17 protein-coding genes and 1 other annotated feature are annotated in these 19,440 nt (G+C 39.4%); all 17 genes read right to left on the reverse strand.

Features of this window, described 5'->3' with window-relative positions; all coding sequences use genetic code 11:
• Position 1: 1 nt before the first annotated feature.
• On the reverse strand, positions 2-136 hold the full coding sequence (locus EII37_RS06040; protein ID WP_033683525.1) for a DUF4044 domain-containing protein: 135 nt from the start codon (positions 134-136) through the stop codon (positions 2-4).
• A 58-nt stretch (positions 137-194) separates the two neighbouring features.
• A complete protein-coding gene (locus EII37_RS06045) occupies positions 195-371 on the reverse strand; it encodes a PspC domain-containing protein (RefSeq protein ID WP_124787940.1) in 177 nt (58 codons plus the stop codon).
• A gap of 29 nt (positions 372-400) precedes the next feature.
• Positions 401-1,726: a glycosyltransferase family 4 protein gene (locus EII37_RS06050; RefSeq protein ID WP_124787941.1), complete on the reverse strand. Its 1,326-nt coding sequence runs from the start codon at positions 1,724-1,726 to the stop codon at positions 401-403.
• A gap of 15 nt (positions 1,727-1,741) precedes the next feature.
• Positions 1,742-2,785 (reverse strand): alpha-galactosylglucosyldiacylglycerol synthase, encoded by a 1,044-nt coding sequence (gene cpoA / locus EII37_RS06055; RefSeq protein WP_260424853.1) that lies wholly within the window; start codon positions 2,783-2,785, stop codon positions 1,742-1,744.
• Positions 2,786-2,900: 115 nt separating this feature from the next.
• Positions 2,901-3,230 (reverse strand): metal-sulfur cluster assembly factor, encoded by a 330-nt coding sequence (locus EII37_RS06060; RefSeq protein ID WP_033680483.1) that lies wholly within the window; start codon positions 3,228-3,230, stop codon positions 2,901-2,903.
• A gap of 14 nt (positions 3,231-3,244) precedes the next feature.
• Entirely contained in the window at positions 3,245-4,354 is a 1,110-nt protein-coding gene (gene rpoD / locus EII37_RS06065; RefSeq protein ID WP_004259586.1) for an RNA polymerase sigma factor RpoD, read from the reverse strand.
• Between the two features lie 2 nt (positions 4,355-4,356).
• Complete coding sequence (dnaG, locus tag EII37_RS06070; protein WP_221620933.1) at positions 4,357-6,117, reverse strand: DNA primase; 1,761 nt, start codon at positions 6,115-6,117, stop codon at positions 4,357-4,359.
• 194 nt (positions 6,118-6,311) lie between these two features.
• Positions 6,312-7,070, reverse strand: coding sequence for an ABC transporter ATP-binding protein (locus tag EII37_RS06075; RefSeq protein ID WP_124787942.1), 759 nt, complete (start codon positions 7,068-7,070; stop codon positions 6,312-6,314).
• Complete coding sequence (locus EII37_RS06080; RefSeq protein ID WP_004234420.1) at positions 7,067-7,933, reverse strand: ABC transporter permease; 867 nt, start codon at positions 7,931-7,933, stop codon at positions 7,067-7,069. Before EII37_RS06080 ends, EII37_RS06075 begins: the two co-directional genes overlap by 4 nt.
• Positions 7,934-8,008: 75 nt before the next feature.
• Complete coding sequence (trpX, locus tag EII37_RS06085; RefSeq protein WP_124787943.1) at positions 8,009-9,004, reverse strand: tryptophan ABC transporter substrate-binding protein; 996 nt, start codon at positions 9,002-9,004, stop codon at positions 8,009-8,011.
• Between the two features lie 263 nt (positions 9,005-9,267).
• Positions 9,268-9,485: a binding site (T-box leader), on the reverse strand.
• A 96-nt stretch (positions 9,486-9,581) separates the two neighbouring features.
• On the reverse strand, positions 9,582-12,278 hold the full coding sequence (ppc, locus tag EII37_RS06090; RefSeq protein ID WP_124787944.1) for a phosphoenolpyruvate carboxylase: 2,697 nt from the start codon (positions 12,276-12,278) through the stop codon (positions 9,582-9,584).
• 24 nt (positions 12,279-12,302) lie between these two features.
• Positions 12,303-13,526 (reverse strand): cell division peptidoglycan polymerase FtsW, encoded by a 1,224-nt coding sequence (gene ftsW, locus EII37_RS06095; RefSeq protein WP_124787945.1) that lies wholly within the window; start codon positions 13,524-13,526, stop codon positions 12,303-12,305.
• Between the two features lie 159 nt (positions 13,527-13,685).
• Positions 13,686-14,624, reverse strand: coding sequence for a peptidylprolyl isomerase PrsA (prsA, locus tag EII37_RS06100; RefSeq protein WP_124787946.1), 939 nt, complete (start codon positions 14,622-14,624; stop codon positions 13,686-13,688).
• Between the two features lie 66 nt (positions 14,625-14,690).
• Positions 14,691-15,404 carry an O-methyltransferase gene (locus EII37_RS06105; RefSeq protein ID WP_124787947.1) on the reverse strand — a complete coding sequence of 238 codons (714 nt, stop codon included), beginning with the start codon at positions 15,402-15,404 and terminating at the stop codon, positions 14,691-14,693.
• Position 15,405: 1 nt separating this feature from the next.
• Entirely contained in the window at positions 15,406-17,208 is a 1,803-nt protein-coding gene (pepF, locus tag EII37_RS06110) for an oligoendopeptidase F (protein ID WP_124787948.1), read from the reverse strand.
• 18 nt (positions 17,209-17,226) lie between these two features.
• Positions 17,227-18,180: a competence protein CoiA gene (locus EII37_RS06115; protein WP_124787949.1), complete on the reverse strand. Its 954-nt coding sequence runs from the start codon at positions 18,178-18,180 to the stop codon at positions 17,227-17,229.
• Positions 18,181-18,523: 343 nt separating this feature from the next.
• Positions 18,524-19,440: LPXTG cell wall anchor domain-containing protein (locus EII37_RS06120; RefSeq protein WP_124787950.1), on the reverse strand; the 917-nt coding region annotated here is incomplete at its 5' end.

Below are 19,440 nucleotides of genomic sequence, written 5' to 3' on the forward strand. Positions count from 1 at the left end.
TTTATAGATTACTAAGGGCACCAATTGCAGTTGCAAAAATACCCAAAATACTTGCTAAAAGCATAATAACAACGATAATTAAAGTTAATTTCTCAAACAAGGTTTTTTTACGATTTCCATTATCTCCAAATGCCATTTTTCTCTCCTTCATTACATTCTATTTTCTATTATCTTAGCATGAATTCAACTAGTTTTCAATAGTCAGTTGATACCGGTGCAATAATCCATAAAATGATATAAGCTATAATTCCCGCTCCGTAACAGCAAGCAAGGACACCCCAAATGACTCGAACGATAGTTGGATCCATATCTAGATAATGAGCCACACCGGCACAAACACCCGCGATCTTTTTGTCACGCCCACTTCTCATTAATTGTTTTTTCATAGCTATTCCTCTTTCTATTCTTCATGGTCTTTCCAATAATCTCTTATGCTGATTAACTGTGTTTTTGAAGCCTTCAGCATGCGTCTAGAGCCTTTTACCGGTACAGCGACCACCTTTTGCGGAAGATACAAAACTGTCTTAAAAATACGCTGACTAACCGTATCATCTTTAGCCAAATCTTTCTGGAAGTTATTTGAAATGATAGCATCCAGATAAAACTCATGTACTCGTTTCCCAAAGTTCTCAGCTGAAATCTCGTACAATTTATCTGATAAGGTATGCTCATTCATATCTGGCGTTGCAATCAGGGCTTCCAGAATAGCTCCAGCTAAATCATGTTCTCCATAATACAAGGTTCCAAACATTTTATCATTGATCAGATTGTCCAGATATGGATTTCCATGTGCGATGACAGGTGTTCCACTAGCCAAGCTTTCCAAGTAGGTCAAACCTTGCGTTTCACTTGTTGATGCCGAGATGAAGAAATCCGCTGCCTTATAATAAAGAGCTGTCTCACTAGGAGAAATCATCCCTGTAAAGATGACCGAGTCTTGAATCTCTAGTTTCTTGGCTTGCTCTTTGAGGTCATCCAGATAAGGACCATCCCCAGCTACCACCAGTTTAACCTTGTCTTCTTCTTTCAGAACTTCTGCAAAGGCTGCTAATACTGCCTGAATATTTTTTTCATAGGAAATTCTGGAAAGACTCAGTAACATCTGTTCATCATCTTGAATCTCTAGTTTACTACGCAGTTCTTTCAGATTTTCTTGCTTTATTTCCGGACGCTCAAACTTAGCTAACTCAATACCAGTTGGAATAACCCGCTTTTCAACCTTGACTTTATAGTCAGATAGCAAGTCTCGGACAATCTCACTCGGGCAAATGACTCCATCTACATCATGCAAAAAACCTCTAACCAGATACTTGACCATACTAGGACGAATCAACATCCCCTTAGCAATATAATGTACATAGTCTTCATATTGGGTGTGATAGGTATGGATGACTGGAATCTTCAATTCACGCGCAATCCAAATCCCCAACAAGCCAAGAGAAAATTCTGTCTGAGTATGGATAATATCTAGTTGATATTGTTTAGCAATTTCAAGCGCCTTGCTAAAACCTCGGTAGGCAAAGCGGCGATCTTTGAAAGCAAAGAAAGGCACACTTGGAATGCGGATAATTTGCCAATCTTCGTAGCGATTAACATCCTTATCTGTCGTCGTAAAGATAAAAACAGCATGTCCCTGCTTTTCAAGTTCTGTTTTCAAGGTTCGAATACTGGTCGCAACACCAGAAACCTGAGGAAAATAGGTATCTGTAAATAAACCAATTCGCATAGATTACCTCACTTTTTACTTTCTCCCTAAAGCGGCTTGTTTCTCATAAAAGTCCAACCAAATTTGTAACAGATGCTCTTCAGAATACTCTCTAGAAATATTCTTAGCTTTTTCTTTGAGATCTTTTAAGGCAACAGGATTTGCTTGATATTCTAAAATAGCCTCTTTCATCTCTTCTCTATCTGCTGTTGCCCGATAATTTCCCTCCAAAATCACCTTATAGAGATCCAAATCACGCAACATAATAGGAGCCTCACAACTGGCAGCTTCTAAAATCGTCATAGGAAAGAGCTCATTATAACTAGGCAACAAGAAAAGATCCGCTAGGGCATACAATTCACGCATTCGCTCTGGGGACACAATACCTGGAAACATCAAATTTTCAGGTGGATTATCCATCATTTTCTTGTAGCGTTCATAACCATCTGTCATACCACCAAAAGAGAAACCACCCGCCCAGATAAAGGTAATCTGAGGCAATTCCTCAGCCAGACGGATAAAATCATCAATCCCTTTGCGTTTCTGGACTTGACCAGCACCTACTACGATAAACTGATTGTCACTAACGCCAAGTTCTGTTCGCAGTCTCGCTACCTCTTCTTGTGGAAGGGGATGCCATTTTTCTTTGTTGACAAAGTTAGGAATATAAGTTACTTTTTCACGTGGAATACCAGCTACCACCAAATCCTCAATAAACATAGGATTAACCACAACCAAGTGCTCCATCCGGTTGTAAAAAGAAAATACATAGCGTTTAACAATTCCCTTTAAGAAAAATGGAATCTTCAAGCTCCCCTCAAGTGTATCAGGCAAGAAATGCACATAGCCAATTTTCCTACCTGAGCGCTTCTTTTGGAATGTTGATAAATAATAGGGGAAATCAATTGTATGAAAGTGAGTCACATCTGCCTCGATTGGAAGATTTTCTGTAACAATCAATTGGTCCTTGGCATCACGGTGAAGAAGACGAACCAATTCACGGTAAGCGCCCGAAACTCCTTGTCCTGCTACTTTCTCACTTGAACTTAACATATTGATACGTAATTTCTTTTTTTCCATAACTACTATTATATCATTTTCTTTGAATAAAATCAGCAAAAGAAAGGAGAGACTAGAGGAAAAGAGGGGGAAATTTCCTCGCTTTTCCAATGGTCTCTCACATCCTTTTATATGTTTACTTAATGCCTAGGGCAATGCGGGCATAACGACTCATTTTTTCAACTGTCCAGGCTGGATACCAGACTAATTTGACCTCAGTATCCGTTACTTCTGGCACCTCTGTCATGGCATCATAAATCTGATCCGTCAAGAGATCTGCCAAAGGGCAACCCATAGTAGTGAGTGTCATATCAATTTCAGTATGTCCTGTATCTCCATCAAAACGAATCTCATAAATTAAACCAAGATTGACAATATCAATTCCCAACTCAGGGTCGATAACTTCTTCCAAGGCTGATAAAATTCGTGTTTTGATGTTTTCAATTTGTTCTTCTGTATAAGCCATAATTTTTCTCACTCCTAGTCTTCAATAAAATCACGAAGCGGTTTGCTGCGACTTGGTTGACGTAGTTTTCTCAAAGCCTTAGCTTCAATCTGACGGATACGCTCGCGAGTCACATTAAAGACTTTACCTACATCTTCAAGGGTACGCATTTTTCCATCATCTAATCCGAAACGCAGACGCAGAACATTTTCTTCACGATCTGTAAGAGTATCCAATACCTCATCCAACTGCTCACGCAAGACGATACGAGTTGTATAATCCACTGGATTTTCAATCACTTCATCTTCGATAAAGTCCCCAAGGTGACTATCATCCTCTTCACCGATTGGTGTTTCAAGAGATACTGGTTCTTGGGCAATCTTCAAGATTTCACGAACCTTATCAGGAGTCATATCCATACGTTCAGCGATTTGTTCTGGTGTGGGATCTTGACCTAATTCTTGAAGGAGATTACGCTGTTCACGAACCAATTTATTGATGGTTTCAACCATGTGAACTGGGATACGGATGGTACGAGCTTGATCCGCAATAGCACGAGTGATAGCCTGACGAATCCACCAAGTTGCGTAAGTTGAGAACTTGAACCCTTTAGAATAGTCAAACTTGTCAACCGCCTTCATCAAGCCCATATTTCCTTCTTGAATCAAGTCAAGAAACTGCATACCACGACCAACATAGCGTTTGGCGATGGAAACAACCAAACGAAGGTTGGCTTCCGCAAGGCGTTGTTTAGCTTCGATATCACCAGCTTCAACAGCCAGTGCCAACTCTTTTTCCTCTTCATTGGTCAAGAGAGGAACGACTCCAATCTCTTTCAAGTACATACGGACAGGGTCGTTGACCTTAGCCGAAGTTGAACCAATCAAGTCCTCATCGCTGAGTTCTGGTTCTTCTTCAGCACTAAGGACACGTGCACTTGGATTTCCTTCGTTATCTGTGATAGAAATCCCTGCATCCTGAATCCGTTGCAAGAGATCTTCAATCCCATCAGCATCCAAGGTAAAAGGAATGACTAGACTAGCATTAATTTCATCGTCTGTTGCTGTCCCTTTTTGCTTATGATTACGGATAAATTCTGCTACTTGTACGTCAAATGTTGTTACTTCTTTTTGTTTTGTTGCCATTATTACTCCATTCTTCTCTTTTGGGAAATTAAACGTTCCAATTCTTCTAGGGCTGTGTCTGTATCTCCTACATGGCTAGCTTCCTGCACCTTCTTTTTAATTCTCATATTGTCCTGATTCAAGAGAGCCTTGTTTAGAGTCATTTCTACTTCACTAAGTTCCTGCGACGACATCTCAGCAGGCAAATCCTGAGCTAAAACCTGATACCAGGCTCTTTCAACTTCATCTGTCTGTTCTGCTAGAACTTCTGGAGGAAGATTGCCATACTGGCCAAGCAAGTCATATAAGACCTGAAATTCAGGTGTAGCAAATGCAAAGTCTTCTCGCAAACGGTAATCGTTCAAAACAAGAGGGGATTCCATCATCCGATAGAGTAGATGGGCTTCTGCTCTCATAATAGCTGATAACTGCTTGGTGACAGGCATAGTGATTTGCGTCGGTCTGGAAATTCCTTCCATGCGATTCTGCCTTTGCGCCTGGCGACTCTCATTCACAATCTGCTCAATCTGGGCATAATCAAAGGATGCCAGACTGTCAGCTAAAATATGAATATAGCTGTTTTGAGCAGTGATGGACTTTTCTTGGACAATCAAGGGAGCTATTTTTTCAATAAACTCAATCTGAGCTTGCAGATTTTCACTGTTTTCAGGCTTGTACTGGTGAATGTAGAACTCAATCGGACTAATACGAGTTTTCGTTAATAGATAGGCCAAGTCTTCTGGACCATTTTTTTGTAGATACTCATCTGGATCCAAGTTATCAGGCATGCTGACGATTTGCACAGGCATATCACCAATTTCATCCAAGGCTTTCAATGTCGCGGCTTGCCCAGCCTTATCGCCATCGTAAACAAGGACTAACTTCTTGGTCAACCTTTTCAGATGATCAACATGCTCACGACTCAAGGCCGTTCCCATAGATGCGACAGCGTTTTCGATTCCAGCCCTATAGGCAGCAATGACATCCATGAACCCTTCCATCAGGTAAATCTCACTGACTTTTCCAGAAGATTTTTTAGCCCTATCCATATGATATAATTCGTAACTTTTATTAAAAATTGCAGTTGATCGGCTATTTTTATACTTAGAAGTTTGTGAATCCGTTTTCTGCCAGATACGACCTGAGAAGGCAATAACCTTTCCCTGATCATTTGTTAGGGGAAACATGATGCGATTGTGAAAGGTGTCTACAAATTGATTGGCATCAGAGAGATAAAACAGTCCTGAATCCAGTAAATCCTCTTCACGATACTGATCAGACAAACGTTGATAGAGATAGTTTCGTTCTGGAGGTGCTAAACCAATCCGAAAATGTTTGAGCACTTCATCTGTCAAACCACGCTGATAAAGGTAATTTCTCGCCTCTTCACCCATGGTTGTTGTCATGAGAATAGCATGATAAAATTTGGCTGCATCTTCGTGCATATCATAAAGAGCTTGGTGAGGCGAAACTTGCTTCTGTTCACTATAAAGCGGTTTTTCTACCTCTATCCCAACACGCTGACCTAAGATTTGGACAGCCTCCATAAATGGAACACCTTGGTACTCCTCTATGAACTTAAAGACGTCACCCGAGCGACCACAACCAAAACAGTGGTAAAACTGCTTGTCCTCTACAACGTTGAAAGAAGGAGTCTTTTCACCATGAAAAGGACAGAGCCCTAAATAGTTCCGTCCAGCCTTCTGTAAAGAAATCACATCTCCTATGACTTCCACAATGTTGGCATTGTTTTTGATTTCTTCAATGACTTGTTTGTCAACCATACACAATACCTCCATGTTATCATAGTTTACTTTATATAGTATACTTTATTTCAGAAAAAAAGTAAACCATTTCATACACTTTCCATGATTATCTTTGCTTCATTTTTTAAAATTTCAAGAGAAGATAAAAAACTCAGAAACACTTCCATGCTTCTAAGTTTTGCTTCACAATTCTTGATGAAAATAGAGATTATCTATTCAAATAATTGATAGTAGTCTGAAATCTTCATCTTTGCTTTTTCTTCTTGGTTTAAATCTTGGATAATCCGTCCTTCTTTCATGACAATCAAGCGATTGCCGTATTTGAGAGCATCTTCCATATGATGAGTAATCATAAGGGCTGTCAGCTGATCTTTCTTGACAAATTCATCTGTCAATTCCATTAAGGCCACACTGGTCTTTGGATCAAGGGCAGCAGTATGCTCATCTAACAGGAGTAATTCAGGTCTCTTCAAGGTTGCCATCAAGAGACTCAAAGCCTGTCTTTGCCCACCTGATAAGAACTCGATCGGTGTATTCAAATGTCTCTCAAGACCATTCCCTACTTTTTCAATGGTTGCCTGAAATTCATCCTTATAGCTAGTCAAGCGTCGTGGTAACAATGCACGCTTTTCACCACGAAACTTGGCAATTAAAAGATTTTCAGCAACCGTCATACGAGGAGCTGTTCCCATCTTTGGATCTTGGAAAACACGAGACAAGTACTTGGCACGCTTCTCTGGTGAAAACTTGGTAACATCTTCACCCAAGATACGAATAGTTCCACTGGTTAGTGATAAGGTTCCTGCAATAGTGTTAAAGAGAGTTGATTTCCCAGCACCATTTCCACCTAAAATCGTGATAAAGTCCTGTTCAAAAATTTCTAAGGAAACATCATTTAAAATAATCTTTTCTTCATCAAAGCCATTTTTAACGATTTTGGTTGCATTTTTTAATTCTACAATTGCTGTCATTTGCTTAACTTGGCTCCTTTCAAGATTGTTTGCTTAAATGTTGGAATCATGAGACAGACTGCCAAAATCACGGCACTGTATAAACGAAGGTAACTTGTATTAAAGCCAAGAGCGATAACCGCCCACACTAAGAATTGATAAGCGATAGAACCTACAACGATGGTAACCAGACGTTCTGCCAAGCTCAAACTCTTGAAGATAACTTCTCCAATAATCAAACTTGCAAGCCCCACAACGATAACCCCGATTCCTCGAGATACATCGGCATACCCTTCTTGCTGGGCAATGAGAGCTCCTGCAAGGGCAATCACACCATTTGATAAGACCAAGCCCATAAGCTCCATGCGTCCAGTATGAATTCCAAAACTTCTAGCCATATCAGGATTATCCCCTGTAGCAATATAGGCTTGTCCTAGTTTGGTATCCAAGAAAAAGAGCATGAGAGCAATAACAAGACTTACAAAGATAAGACCTGTCAAGAGTTGGTTCAAATCTGAATCAAAAGGCAAAACATCCTGAATTTGCTTGGTTCCAAGCAGTCCTAAATTTGCACGTCCCATAATCAAGAGCATGATAGAGTGACAGGAAGTCATCACCAAAATCCCTGAGAGCAAGGTTGGGATCTTCCCTTTTGTATAAAGAAGACCTGCTGCCATACCAGCCAAACAACCTGCTCCTACAGCAACAAGTGTCGCTAAAAATGGGTTCACGCCTTTGGTTATCAAAGTGACAGCAACAGCTCCCCCAAGAGGGAAGGAACCTTCTGTCGTCATATCTGGAAAGTTTAAAATCCTAAATGTCATAAAGATTCCCAGACCTAAAATAGCCCAGACAAATCCTTGAGAAATAATAGATAGTATCATCTGTTTCTTAACCTTTTCTATATGATTTCTATTGTAAAAAATTGGAGGAGATGTCCCCAACTCCTCCATTACAGATTATTCAATCACTTGTCCCGCTTCTTTTAGAACAGAATCAGGAATCGTAATACCTAGCTCTTGTGCCAATTTTTTGTTGATAACTGACTTACCAGTTGAAAAGACATTAACTGGAGTATCGGCTGGTTTTGCACCTTTCAAGACTTGCGCAATCATTTTACCAGTTGCCACACCAAGGTCATGTTGGTCAACTACAACTGATGCCAAGCCACCTGCTTCTACCATGGCGGTTGCACTTGGGTAGATTGGTTTTTTAGCTGATTGGTTGCTTGATACAACTGTTGAGAAGGCTGAAGCAATTGTGTTATCGATTGGAACCCAGATAGCATCGACCTTGCTAGTCATAACGTTGACTGTTGAAGCAATTTCATTTGTTGAAGGAACCGCAAATGTTTCCACTGTCAAACCTGCTTTTTCAGCATAAGCCTTAAATTCTTCGACCTGTGTTTTTGAATTGTCTTCGCTACTTGAGTAAAGAGCTCCGATTGTTTTCACATTTGGTGTTAGAGCCTTGATGAGTTCAACTTGTTGTTGAGCTGGATTGTGGTCAGACACCCCTGTAATGTTGCCACCTGGTTTTTTCAAATCTTTAACCAAATTAGCACCAATTGGGTCTGTAATAGCAGCCATGATAACCGGTAAGTCTTTTGTGGCGCTAGCCAAACCTTGAGCAGCTGGTGTTGCAATACCAACCACAAGGTCATTGCCATTTGCAACCAATTGTTTACTCATTGTCGCAACCTTACTTTGGTCACCTTCTGAGTTCATAAAATCGATTTTAACTTGGTCATCTTTATAACCTTCTTCTGCAAGTCCATCTTGAATTCCTTTATAAATCAAGTCAAGAGATGGATGGCTGACAAACTGAAGGACACCAACTTTGGCAACTTTTTTCTCATTCTTAGCTTCTGGTTTATTCATTGAAGAGTAAATCAAACTTCCTGCTACTAAGACTGCTAATGCAGCGATAATTCCAATTAAACGTTTATTTTTCATTCTATTTCTCCTTTTTATTTCTTTAAAATACTTCACTTATCTAATACTCTTCGAAAATCTCTTCAAACCACGTCAGCGTCGCCTTACCGTAGCTATGTTTACTGACTTCGTCAGTTCTATCCACAACCTCAAAGCAGTGCTTTGAGCAACCTGCGGCTAGCTTCCTAGTTTGCTTTTTGATTTTCATTGAGTATAAACAAGCGACGCCATCGTTTTCTTTCCATACAAACCTCCTATAAAAAAGTCCTCACACAAAAAACTTGTGTGAGGACGTCGATGCGCGGTACCACCTCAATTACAGGGAATTTCCCTATCGCTCAGTCTCGCAATAACGAGATGCACTGTAAGGTGTGCTCACCGAATTTTTATGATTTCAAATTCTAAATAACATCCAGCCCAATTTTCATCATTACCACTTATCTGTTTTCAGCTACCACAGACTCTCTAAAAAGTTTGAATGATTACTTTTCTGAATGTTTAAATTATATCATTTTTCAACTACTTGTCAAGACTCTTTTAGTATTTTTTTGAAATATTCAAAAACTTCCCCTATAGAACAGAGGAAGTTTGAAAGGTATCAACCCGAATTACGCAATCCTGTCGCAATTCCGTTGATGGTTGTATGAATTAATTTTTCTTGATCGCTTGATAATTCTCCTCGGCGTTGACGTTTAATCAACTCCAACTGGATATAGTTAAGGATATTAAAGTAAGGCATACGGTAATCCAAACTTGCTTTTAGATATGGATTTTCAGCTAATAATTCGTCATACCCTTCAATCTCTAGGATAACATTTTTAGTTAATTGCCATTCGTCTAAAATAGTATCATAAATAGCCTTCACTTGATCATCTTCACATAACTTAGCATATTCAAAAGCAATATTCATGTTCGATTTTGACAAGACCATATCGACATTTGAAAGGAGAGACTGGAAGAAAGGCCAATTTTGGTACATATCTCGTAAGATAGCAATATTCTCTGGATTTTTATCGATAAACTCCTTGAAGCTTGATCCGACACCATACCATCCTGGGAACATGACACGACTTTGTGACCACGAGAAGACCCAAGGAATGGCACGCAAACCACCGATTTCAGTAATGGTCTTACGAGCAGCTGGACGAGAACCAATATTAAAGCTGGAAATAGCCTTGATTGGACTTGACTCAAAGAAATAATCATAAAAATGTTCATTCCCAAAGACTAAATCTCGATAAATATCATAACTACGGTCCACTACTTGGTCCATAATAGCCTCATAGCGATTTGAGGTATTAGTATCACTCTTCCACTGAGTAATCATGCGGTTAATAGCTGCTGAAACCAACATTTCAAGGTTATAATAAGCAGCATCTTTGTTTCCGTATTTATTACCAATTACTTCACCCTGCTCCGTCAAGCGGATACGATCCTTGATAGACTTGAGCGGTTGGGAGGTAATAGCTTCATAAGTTGGTCCACCACCACGACCGACAGTCCCACCACGGCCGTGGAAGAAGGTAACCTTAACACCAAATTCATCTCCAATAGCAGTCAATTGTTGTTGAGCCTTGTAGAGGGTCCAACATGATGATAAGTAACCACCATCTTTATTACTGTCAGAGTAACCAAGCATGATTTCTTGGTAATTATTACGTGAAGCAATCCATTTCTTAGCTAGACCAAGAGAAAGGTATTCCCTCATGGTTTCTTCTGAGTGGTCCAAGTCCTCGATTGTTTCAAAAAGAGGGACAATTTGGACACGAGCTCTCTCTTTATCAACTAGCCCTACTTCTTTTAGTAAGATAGCCAATTCCAGCATGTCTGATACGCTGGTTGCATGTGAAATAATGGTCTGACGAATAACATCATCACCCAACTTATCTTTCAAATTACGGGCAGCCTTAAAGATGGCCAATTCTTTTTCAAGTAACTCTGATTTTTCAACATGAGTAGCAGAAAGAATGCGTGGATCTTCTTCTAATTCTTTTAAGAGAAGCTGGCATTTTTCCTCTTCACTTAGTTCGCTGTAACGAGAATGGATTCCTGCTGATTTCAATAGTTCGGCCACACAAGCTTCATGAACACTAGAATCTTGACGCATGTCGATGGAGGCCAAATAGAAACCAAAAATTTCAACTGCCTGAATCAGCTCAACAAAATCACCAGAAATCAGTGCTTCTCCCTTGTTTTCCAAGAGGGAATCACGAATGGTAATTAAATCTTTATAAAAATCATTAGCTGTTTCATAGCGAGCCCCAACTTCCTTATCTTCAATCAGATAGGTTTTTGTCGCTTGGATTTTTGATTGAATATCAAACAAGGCACGACGGTAAAGCTCTTTTTCACGATAAATAGAGTTATCCTTAGATTGACGAGCCATTTCTCTAACTTGCTTGCTGACATTGACAATACTGGTTGAGAGAGAGAACTCACGATAAAGTTGGTAAATCTTTTCATCATAGTAATTCATGATGACTTCACACTGGGTCATAGCAGATTGTTTTAAAGTGTCTGCAGTCACAAAGGGATTCCCATCACGGTCTCCACCAATCCACATTCCCATGGTAATTGGTTTAGGATGTTTCAACTCCAAACCGTGTTTTTTAGCCAGACGCTTGTACTCAGCAGTCAAATGAGGAACTGCCTTCAGGAATGAACTATTGTAGTATTCCATAACATTCGTGATTTCATTGGTCACTTTCAATTTCTTTTCACGAATCATGTCTGTCTGCATGATAATCTCAATATAACGACGGAGATCATTATGCCATTTTTCCTTATTAATCAAGCCTAATTTCACATCACGATACTTACGCAAGAGGGTATGGATATGGTTAGTCAAATCCAGCATGCTCTTACGTTGCACTTGTGTTGGGTGAGCTGTCAAAACAGGAACAACATTCAAATGTTCTAAAATTTCAACCGCATTTTCTTTTTCTGCAACCATTTTGATTGTTGCTGACAACTTACCAAGATAATCTTGATCGATATTATTTTGGTGGTTGATTTCATAGGCCAAATCCACGTCTTCTGAAATATTAATCAAAAGAGGTAAGATAGAGAAATAGCGTGAAATATAAGCCATTTCATCATTTGACAGACTAGTAACTAATTGGTTCAAACCTTGATAATCTTCTTGAGTTGACAATTCCTTCAACTGCATGATTTTTTCAAAAGTCTCTGGAGCAAGCATATTTTTAGTGATATCTTCTAACAATTCTGTTAAAATCAATACTTCTTCTTGCACAACAGCTTTATTACTATAGTTTTCTAATTTTTGAAGAGACATAGGTAATCCTTTCCACTATCAGCTCTACATATAGTGTGATGAGTGAGCTTCTAACTCCTCATATAATTGGGCACGCTTTTCACTTGCATCAATATTTAAGACAAAGGCGATGGCTACAGATAAGACTAGGAGACTGTTTCCTCCTTGCGATAGGAAAGGGAAGGTTACTCCAGTTGAAGGAATAATACCAGAAATTCCACCGATATTAACAAAGACCTGTACCAACATCATCCCCCCAACCCCAATCGCCATCATGGAATTAAAGGGATTCTTAGCACGAATTCCTACCAGAATAATTCGTAAAATAAGGAAGAAGACAAGTGCCAAGATCAAGCTGGCTCCCACAAATCCAAACTCTTCAATGACAATTGAAAAAACAAAGTCTGTATGGGCTTCTGGTAAATAGCCACGTTTTTCGATTGAGTTTCCTAAACCTAGACCAAACCATCCACCATTGACCATGGCAAAGTAGGAATTTGCAAGTTGATGACCAGCTCCTGCCAAATCGGCGAAGGGATTAAAATAGGCGCTGAAACGCTTAGCCACATATCCAAATACTGGAACTTTTGAAAACTTATCAACCCCTATCATATCAATAGCTGTTAAGGAAAGGGCCGAAACTCCAAACAAAAGACCGATAAAGGCTATAAACCAACGATGAGCAATCCCACTAACTGTATACATAATCAAGGCAACCAAAGCTAGGATAGTAGCATTCCCCAAATCTGGGAAAATAGCCAGACTTCCTATCATTACCAAAAGGACAAAGCGCCAATCATTAAAAGCACGAGGAATCCATTGATTTTGAGTTAAAACTTGGAAATCGTAAATAGCGATTTCTTCTTGTTGTTTGGAAAAACGATGAGCCAAATACCAAATAATAATAATTTTTAGATACTCTGCTGGTTGAATTGTTACAGGTCCTACTGAAATCCAACCGTAGGCTCCATTAACCGGAACTCCTATTAAACGTGCCAAAGCTAGTAAAATTATCTCTATGAACATAACGATAATAATCAGTCGTTCATTCCTTAAGAAACCTAGTTTTAACTTATATATTAAGGCGATCAAAATTAAACTAACTATCCAGAAAACACCTTGGTTTCGGACCAATTGAAGAGCACTTTTCCCTTCTTCAATCAGGGTTGCACTCGTCGTCGAATATACTACGATTAGCCCTAATACAGACAAAAGAAGATAAGGTATCAAAATGGAATAGTTTAACAGGTGCCTTTTACTAATTTTCATATCACACCACTCTAATAGGAACAAAGAAATTTGTTCCCAATTCCGTTTTATTTTCTAGTTTTGATTGCTATTATACCACTTTTTCAGAAAGAAAAAAACCCTTACCCTTAAGATATAAGATTTTCCCATAAGAAAAAGAGCGCTTGGCTCTTTTCTGTTTTATTCTTTTGAAGAACTGCTTGAGCTTGAATCTCCACCACCAATGTATTGAGTAAAGATATTTTGGAAAGCTTGATCTTTAACTTTAATATTTGCAGCTTGCAACTCTTTTCCGATAATACTTTGAACAAATGATGAATCATTTTGTTTTTGAGTAAGAATAAGCGTCTTCAATTTTTCTTTATAGTCATCAATATTAGATGACTTTTCTGTTTTCTTAGTGAGTTTTACAATGTAATATTGACTGCTGTATGCCTGAGTACCAGTAGCTGTAATGACATCAGAAATGCCGTTAACATCCAAGGCAAAAGCTGCTTTCTTAACTTGATCTGGTACCTCTGTTGAAGCTGAATCAAAAGTGATTTCACCACCGTTAGCTTTGGTTTTCTCATCAGTTGAGTTATCTTTAGCTAATTGAGCGAAATCTGCGCCACTTGCCTTAGCTTTTTCGAGGACTTCTTTCGCTTTATCCTCATTATCAAGACGAATGATTTGAGCCGTTACATCTGGAGTGTATTCATCAAAGGCCTTCTTATAAGCATCATCTGTCAATTCAGCTTCTGCTGCCTTCTTAACTGCTAATTCAACCAATTTACTAGTACGGATTTGAGCTTTACGTGTCTCAAGTGTCATTCCGGCACGTGAGAGTACATTTTGATAGCTGTCCCCATATTTCTTTTGTTCTTCAGCAATTGCATCTTCTACTTCTTTGTCAGTTACTTCTGACCCATATTGTTTTTCAAAAACATTTTGAATGGTCATGTTAAGCAAAACTTGTTGAGCTGCTTGATTATTCTTTACTTCCTCGAAGAACTGATGTTCAGTGATAACATCTCCTTTCATGCTGATAAGATCTGCTCCTTCTGAACCTTTCGAACAAGCTGCTAAAGTTGCTACTGATAATAGTGTAATGGCACCTGCCAATAGTTTTTTCTTCATGTCTACTCCTTTGAGATAAGTGTTACCCTATCTATTTTACTATATTTTCTTAAATTATTCTGAAAATCATTCGCTAACAGGCAATTGAACGTCTGCTACATTTTTACGAAGCATGAGAATGCCGTCCCCTAAAGGTACTAATGTTGCAGTGAGTCCTGGATTGTCTAAGGTTGCATCGAATAATCTTTGAAGACCACGATAAATGGTTCGCTGGCCACGACGGACTTCCATAATGTCCTTGGCAACATCGCCACCTTGGAAAATATCATCCAAGACAACCACACCTCCAACGTCCAAGTGTTTGAGGATTTCTGGCAGAAAGACGATATATTTAGACTTGGCAGAATCCATAAAGACAAAATCATAGGACTCTGTCAGTGTAGATAAGATATCTACCGCATCTCCTTCTAGGAGAGTAATTTGCTTGCGACTGTCAAATTGAGCAAAATTTTCCTTAGCAAAACCAATCATTTCTGGATTGCGGTCAATGGTTGTAATCTTTGCATTTGGTGCATGTTCAGCCATCAAGAGAGCTGAAAAACCGATAGCCGTCCCAATTTCCAGAATGTTTTTAGGTTGCATGGTTTCCATGAGAAAACGGAAATAAGCAACCGTTTCATGGGGAATAATGGGAATATTTTCCTTGCGAGCAAATTCTTCCAATTCTTTCAAATCGCCTGTGACTTGCTTTTGACGCTGACGCATCAAGTCCACAATTTCTTCCTTGACGACAGGGCGACGCATGTTATGGTTGGCATTTTTACTATATGATTCAACCATCTTATGCCAATCCCAATTTTTCAACAAGGGCTTCAAACTCATTCAAACGACGTTCGAAGACTGCAAAGGCATCGTTGAGATAGTCTTCCTTCTCCATATCAACACCAGCTTTTCTCATGACATTAAGTGGATAGTCAGATTTACCTGCCTTAAGGTAGTCGATATAGCGGTCACGGTCTTCTTGACTACCATGGACAATTTTTTCAGCCAAGGCTGAGGCTGCTGCAAAACCTGTTGAATATTGGTATACATAGTAGTTATAGTAGAAGTGTGGAATGCGAGCCCACTCGTATTGGATTTCAGGATTGTCTTCCTTACTCAAACCATAATACTCTTGGTTCAAGTCTGCGTAGAGTTTATTTAGGAAATCGCTTGTCAAGACTTCACCATTTTGGTCTGCTTGATGAATCGCGTGTTCAAACTCAGCGAATTGAGTTTGACGAAAAACTGTTCCACGGAAACCGTCTAGGAAGTTATTGAGAATAGTAAAGCGCGTTGCATCGTCTTCCACTTCTTCCAACAATTTCTCCGTTAAGATATTCTCATTTGTTGTTGAAGCAATTTCAGCCAAAAAGATAGAATAATCTCCATAAACATAAGGCTGCGTTTCACGAGTATAGCTAGAATGCATACTGTGACCAGTCTCATGGACAAGGGTAAAGAGATTGTCTAGATTGTCCTGCCAGTTTAGAAGCATAAAGGCATTGGTATCGTAAGAACCCCCAGAGTAGGCACCTGAACGCTTGCCTTGGTTTTCATAAACATCAATCCAACGCTCGCTAAAGGCACGTTTAACACGGCTCAAGTAATCCTCACCCAAGACTGCCAAGGCCTCTTCTGCCTTTTTCAAGGCTTCCTCGTAGGTGAAACTGTATTCAACAGATGAAAGAGGTGTGTAGACATCGTACATCTTGAGGTCTGAAATTCCCAAGATTTTTGAACGAAGGTTGAGATAGCGATGCAAGAGTGGCAAATGCTTGCGAACTGCTGCTACCAAATTGTCATAAACACTCTCTGGAACAAAATTTGCCGCTAGGGCTGCATGACGAGCACTCTTGTAGTTACGAACTTTTGCACGATAGTTTTGAACCTTAACATTTGTTTGCAAGGTTTTAGCATAAGTATGTTGGAATTGCTCGTAAGTTGCATAAAGGGCCTGATAAGCATCTCGGCGAACTTCACGATTTTTAGACTCCATCAAACGCATATAAACGCCATGTGATAATTGTACTTCGTTACCATCTTCATCTTTAACAAATGGAAAGACGATATCTGCATTATCTAAAATAGCGAAAGTTTCACTTGCCGAACCAAAGATTTCACTAGCTCCAGCTAATAATTCTTCTTCTCTTTGTGATAGAACGTGTTCCTTGCCTTGCAAAAGTTTGTCAAAATAGTGTTGATAAACCTGCAATTTTAGCTGAGCTTCTAAAAAGTCAGCATACTGCTCTTCACTGATTTCCATAAATTCAGGCTCATAGAATGAAAAGGCTTGGTCTAGCTGGCTATAGAGAGTCATGGCCTTGGCATAGTACTCTTGGTACTTGGCTTCACGTGTATCCTGGTCATTTTTCATATGAGCATAAACGTAAAGCTTCTCCATCTGGCGTTCCATTTCAAGAGAAAATTCAGTGATTTCTAGAAGGCTATCCGCACTATCTAGGAGATGACCTTCATACTGGGCTACTGTCTCCAATTGTTCTGTTAAATCTTTTAAGGCTTCTTCCCAAGCCTGGTCAGTTGGGTAGATCGTTGATAGATCCCATGTATCTTTTTCATTTATTTCATTTCTTTGTAATACCATTAGATTCCTCCATCCTTTCTATTCTACCATATTTTTCAAGAAATATTGCTGATAAAAGGCTGGTGGATAAAGCTTTTGCCAATCATTTTGAGGATTTTTTTGGTAATAGGTTTGAAAATACTGATAATAGCCGGTCAAGTCCTTCTCAATTTGGCAAAAATCACCTACTAGTGGTCGAATTTGTGGATACCATTCTTTTAAGCCATAAATCAAGAGATTTTCTCCCTTTTGATAGGCTTCTGCTTGTTCTTTCATCCAAATGGGATTTTGATAATAGAGTTGTTGCTGAATATAGCGACAGATGTCCTTGTCCTGAGAAACACTAAAACTAGATATTTTTTGTTTCTTATAGGGAAAACGTAATATCTCCAGTAGACTATCTTGGCCATAGGGAAATTCCTTGATTTGATAATGGAGTTTGCCTCGAAGATCCTGGTGAATCAGGTATTTGAGTCTTAAAAGATGTTTTTCCTTGTCTACTTCCCAAACATAAAAGCCCATGTTTTGACTGAAATAGAGAAAACCTTCTTGCAGACGAGTCAAACGCTCCTTGAGCCAAAGTTTTTCCCCCAGCAACCACAGTACCTGGTAACCCTGACTACGATAGCCCTCACTGCGCTCTTTAAGAATTTTTTGAGGCAAGGGACTACACTGAACTTCTAAAACTAGATTACCATTTACAAATACATCCGCAATCTGTTTAAGCTCTGTAAGCGGGTATTCTAATTGCACCTCAGCCTCTGTTTTCAACCAATTATAGAGGACTTCCTTATTTGCCAAGTGTTCTGGACTTTCATTTTCAAAGGAATAATCACAGTCTTTTAAGGATTTATGGGCAAAATGGGTTCGTACACTTGGTCCTTGACGCAAACGGACCTGGCCTCCACAAGCTGGGCAGGTGTATTCTTCCTTCTCAAGCTTATCCTCTAACACATTTACCAATTCTCCCCTAGTATCTCTCGCAACAAACATGATTTTCCTCCTTTTCAATATTATTCGAAAAAATTAATAATCGTATTTTTAATTATAGAAGAAAAGTATAGTAAATTGAAATAAAATATAAGCAAATTGATTGGGGAATTATAGTATATTGAAATAAGATGTGAACTAAGAGATTAGGAAAGTCAAATTAATTTCTAACAGTGCTTCAGAAGTCATGTCCCACTATTCCAGTTTCAATACCCTATATAATTGACAAATAACCAAAATCTCCTAGCAATCAATGGACTACTAGGAGAGTTTTTTAAGGAATTCTATATAAGCTATAAAATCAAATACAGATTTTACTAAAAGATTAGATTAACTTATATATAAATTATGCTTCTTCATCTTCTTTACGACGACGGCCTGCAAGACCAAGACCAAGTACTGCACTTGCTGTAGCTGCTACCATAGCTACTGTAGAGTCTGCTGTACCAGTATTTGGAAGTTGTCGATCTTTATTTATTGTAGTTTCAGATACTGGAGTTCCATCTGACATTTCATTAGCACTGCCGTCCTTATGTGGCTGAGCTGGCATTTCTTCTGAAATACCATTCACACTACCTGTATAGGCTGGGACTTCTGCTGTTGGTGGCGTAACTACCTTGCCGTCACCAGCTGTACTGCTTGTGCCTACTGGTTCTGTATAGGCTGGGACTTCTACAGTTGGCGGAGTTAGCAAGTTACCTTCGCCATCTGTACTGCTTGTACCTACTGCATCTGTGTAAGCTGGCACTTCTACAGTTGGCGGAGTTAGCAAGTTACCTTCGCCATCCGTACTGCTTGAACCTACTGCATCTGTGTAAACTGGCACTTCTACAGTTGGCGGAGCTAGCAAGTTACCTTCGCCATCCGTACTGCTTGAACCTACTGCATCTGTGTAAGCTGGTACTTCCACAGTCGGTGGAGTTATGACATTGCCTTCGCCATCTGTACTACTTGTACCTACTGCATCTGTGTAAGCTGGTACTTCCACAGTCGGTGGAGTTATGACATTACCTTCGCCATCCGTACTACTTGTGCCTACTGGATCTGTGTAAGCTGGTACTTCCACAGTCGGTGGATTAATAACGTTGCTTTCTCCATCTGCACTAATTGTACCTACTGGAGTTACTGCTGCAATTGCTTTAAGTCCTGTAGCCTGAGCTCTATCTACACTTTCTTGATCTTTCGCTTCATTGATAGCATTTACGGCTGCGATGGCTGCTTTCGCTACTTCAGCTTTCGCTGCTGCCTTTTCATCATCTGACA

This window comes from Streptococcus sp. OH4692_COT-348 (assembly GCF_003859975.1).
Taxonomy (GTDB): Bacteria; Bacillota; Bacilli; order Lactobacillales; family Streptococcaceae; genus Streptococcus.

What these genes read in the sequence shown, in the direction of transcription:
- ppc (WP_124787944.1), bottom strand. Translation starts at nt 12,278, where the DNA reads ATGTCTCTTCAAAAATTAGAAAACTATAGTAATAAAGCTGTTGTGCAA.
- EII37_RS06075 (WP_124787942.1), bottom strand. Translation starts at nt 7,070, where the DNA reads ATGACAGCAATTGTAGAATTAAAAAATGCAACCAAAATCGTTAAAAAT.
- EII37_RS06050 (WP_124787941.1), bottom strand. Translation starts at nt 1,726, where the DNA reads ATGCGAATTGGTTTATTTACAGATACCTATTTTCCTCAGGTTTCTGGT.
- pepF (WP_124787948.1), bottom strand. Translation starts at nt 17,208, where the DNA reads ATGGTATTACAAAGAAATGAAATAAATGAAAAAGATACATGGGATCTA.
- trpX (WP_124787943.1), bottom strand. Translation starts at nt 9,004, where the DNA reads ATGAAAAATAAACGTTTAATTGGAATTATCGCTGCATTAGCAGTCTTA.
- EII37_RS06045 (WP_124787940.1), bottom strand. Translation starts at nt 371, where the DNA reads ATGAGAAGTGGGCGTGACAAAAAGATCGCGGGTGTTTGTGCCGGTGTG.
- EII37_RS06040 (WP_033683525.1), bottom strand. Translation starts at nt 136, where the DNA reads ATGGCATTTGGAGATAATGGAAATCGTAAAAAAACCTTGTTTGAGAAA.
- ftsW (WP_124787945.1), bottom strand. Translation starts at nt 13,526, where the DNA reads ATGAAAATTAGTAAAAGGCACCTGTTAAACTATTCCATTTTGATACCT.
- rpoD (WP_004259586.1), bottom strand. Translation starts at nt 4,354, where the DNA reads ATGGCAACAAAACAAAAAGAAGTAACAACATTTGACGTACAAGTAGCA.
- EII37_RS06060 (WP_033680483.1), bottom strand. Translation starts at nt 3,230, where the DNA reads ATGGCTTATACAGAAGAACAAATTGAAAACATCAAAACACGAATTTTA.
- dnaG (WP_221620933.1), bottom strand. Translation starts at nt 6,117, where the DNA reads ATGGTTGACAAACAAGTCATTGAAGAAATCAAAAACAATGCCAACATT.
- cpoA (WP_260424853.1), bottom strand. Translation starts at nt 2,785, where the DNA reads ATGGAAAAAAAGAAATTACGTATCAATATGTTAAGTTCAAGTGAGAAA.
- EII37_RS06115 (WP_124787949.1), bottom strand. Translation starts at nt 18,180, where the DNA reads ATGTTTGTTGCGAGAGATACTAGGGGAGAATTGGTAAATGTGTTAGAG.
- prsA (WP_124787946.1), bottom strand. Translation starts at nt 14,624, where the DNA reads ATGAAGAAAAAACTATTGGCAGGTGCCATTACACTATTATCAGTAGCA.
- EII37_RS06105 (WP_124787947.1), bottom strand. Translation starts at nt 15,404, where the DNA reads ATGGTTGAATCATATAGTAAAAATGCCAACCATAACATGCGTCGCCCT.
- EII37_RS06080 (WP_004234420.1), bottom strand. Translation starts at nt 7,933, where the DNA reads ATGATACTATCTATTATTTCTCAAGGATTTGTCTGGGCTATTTTAGGT.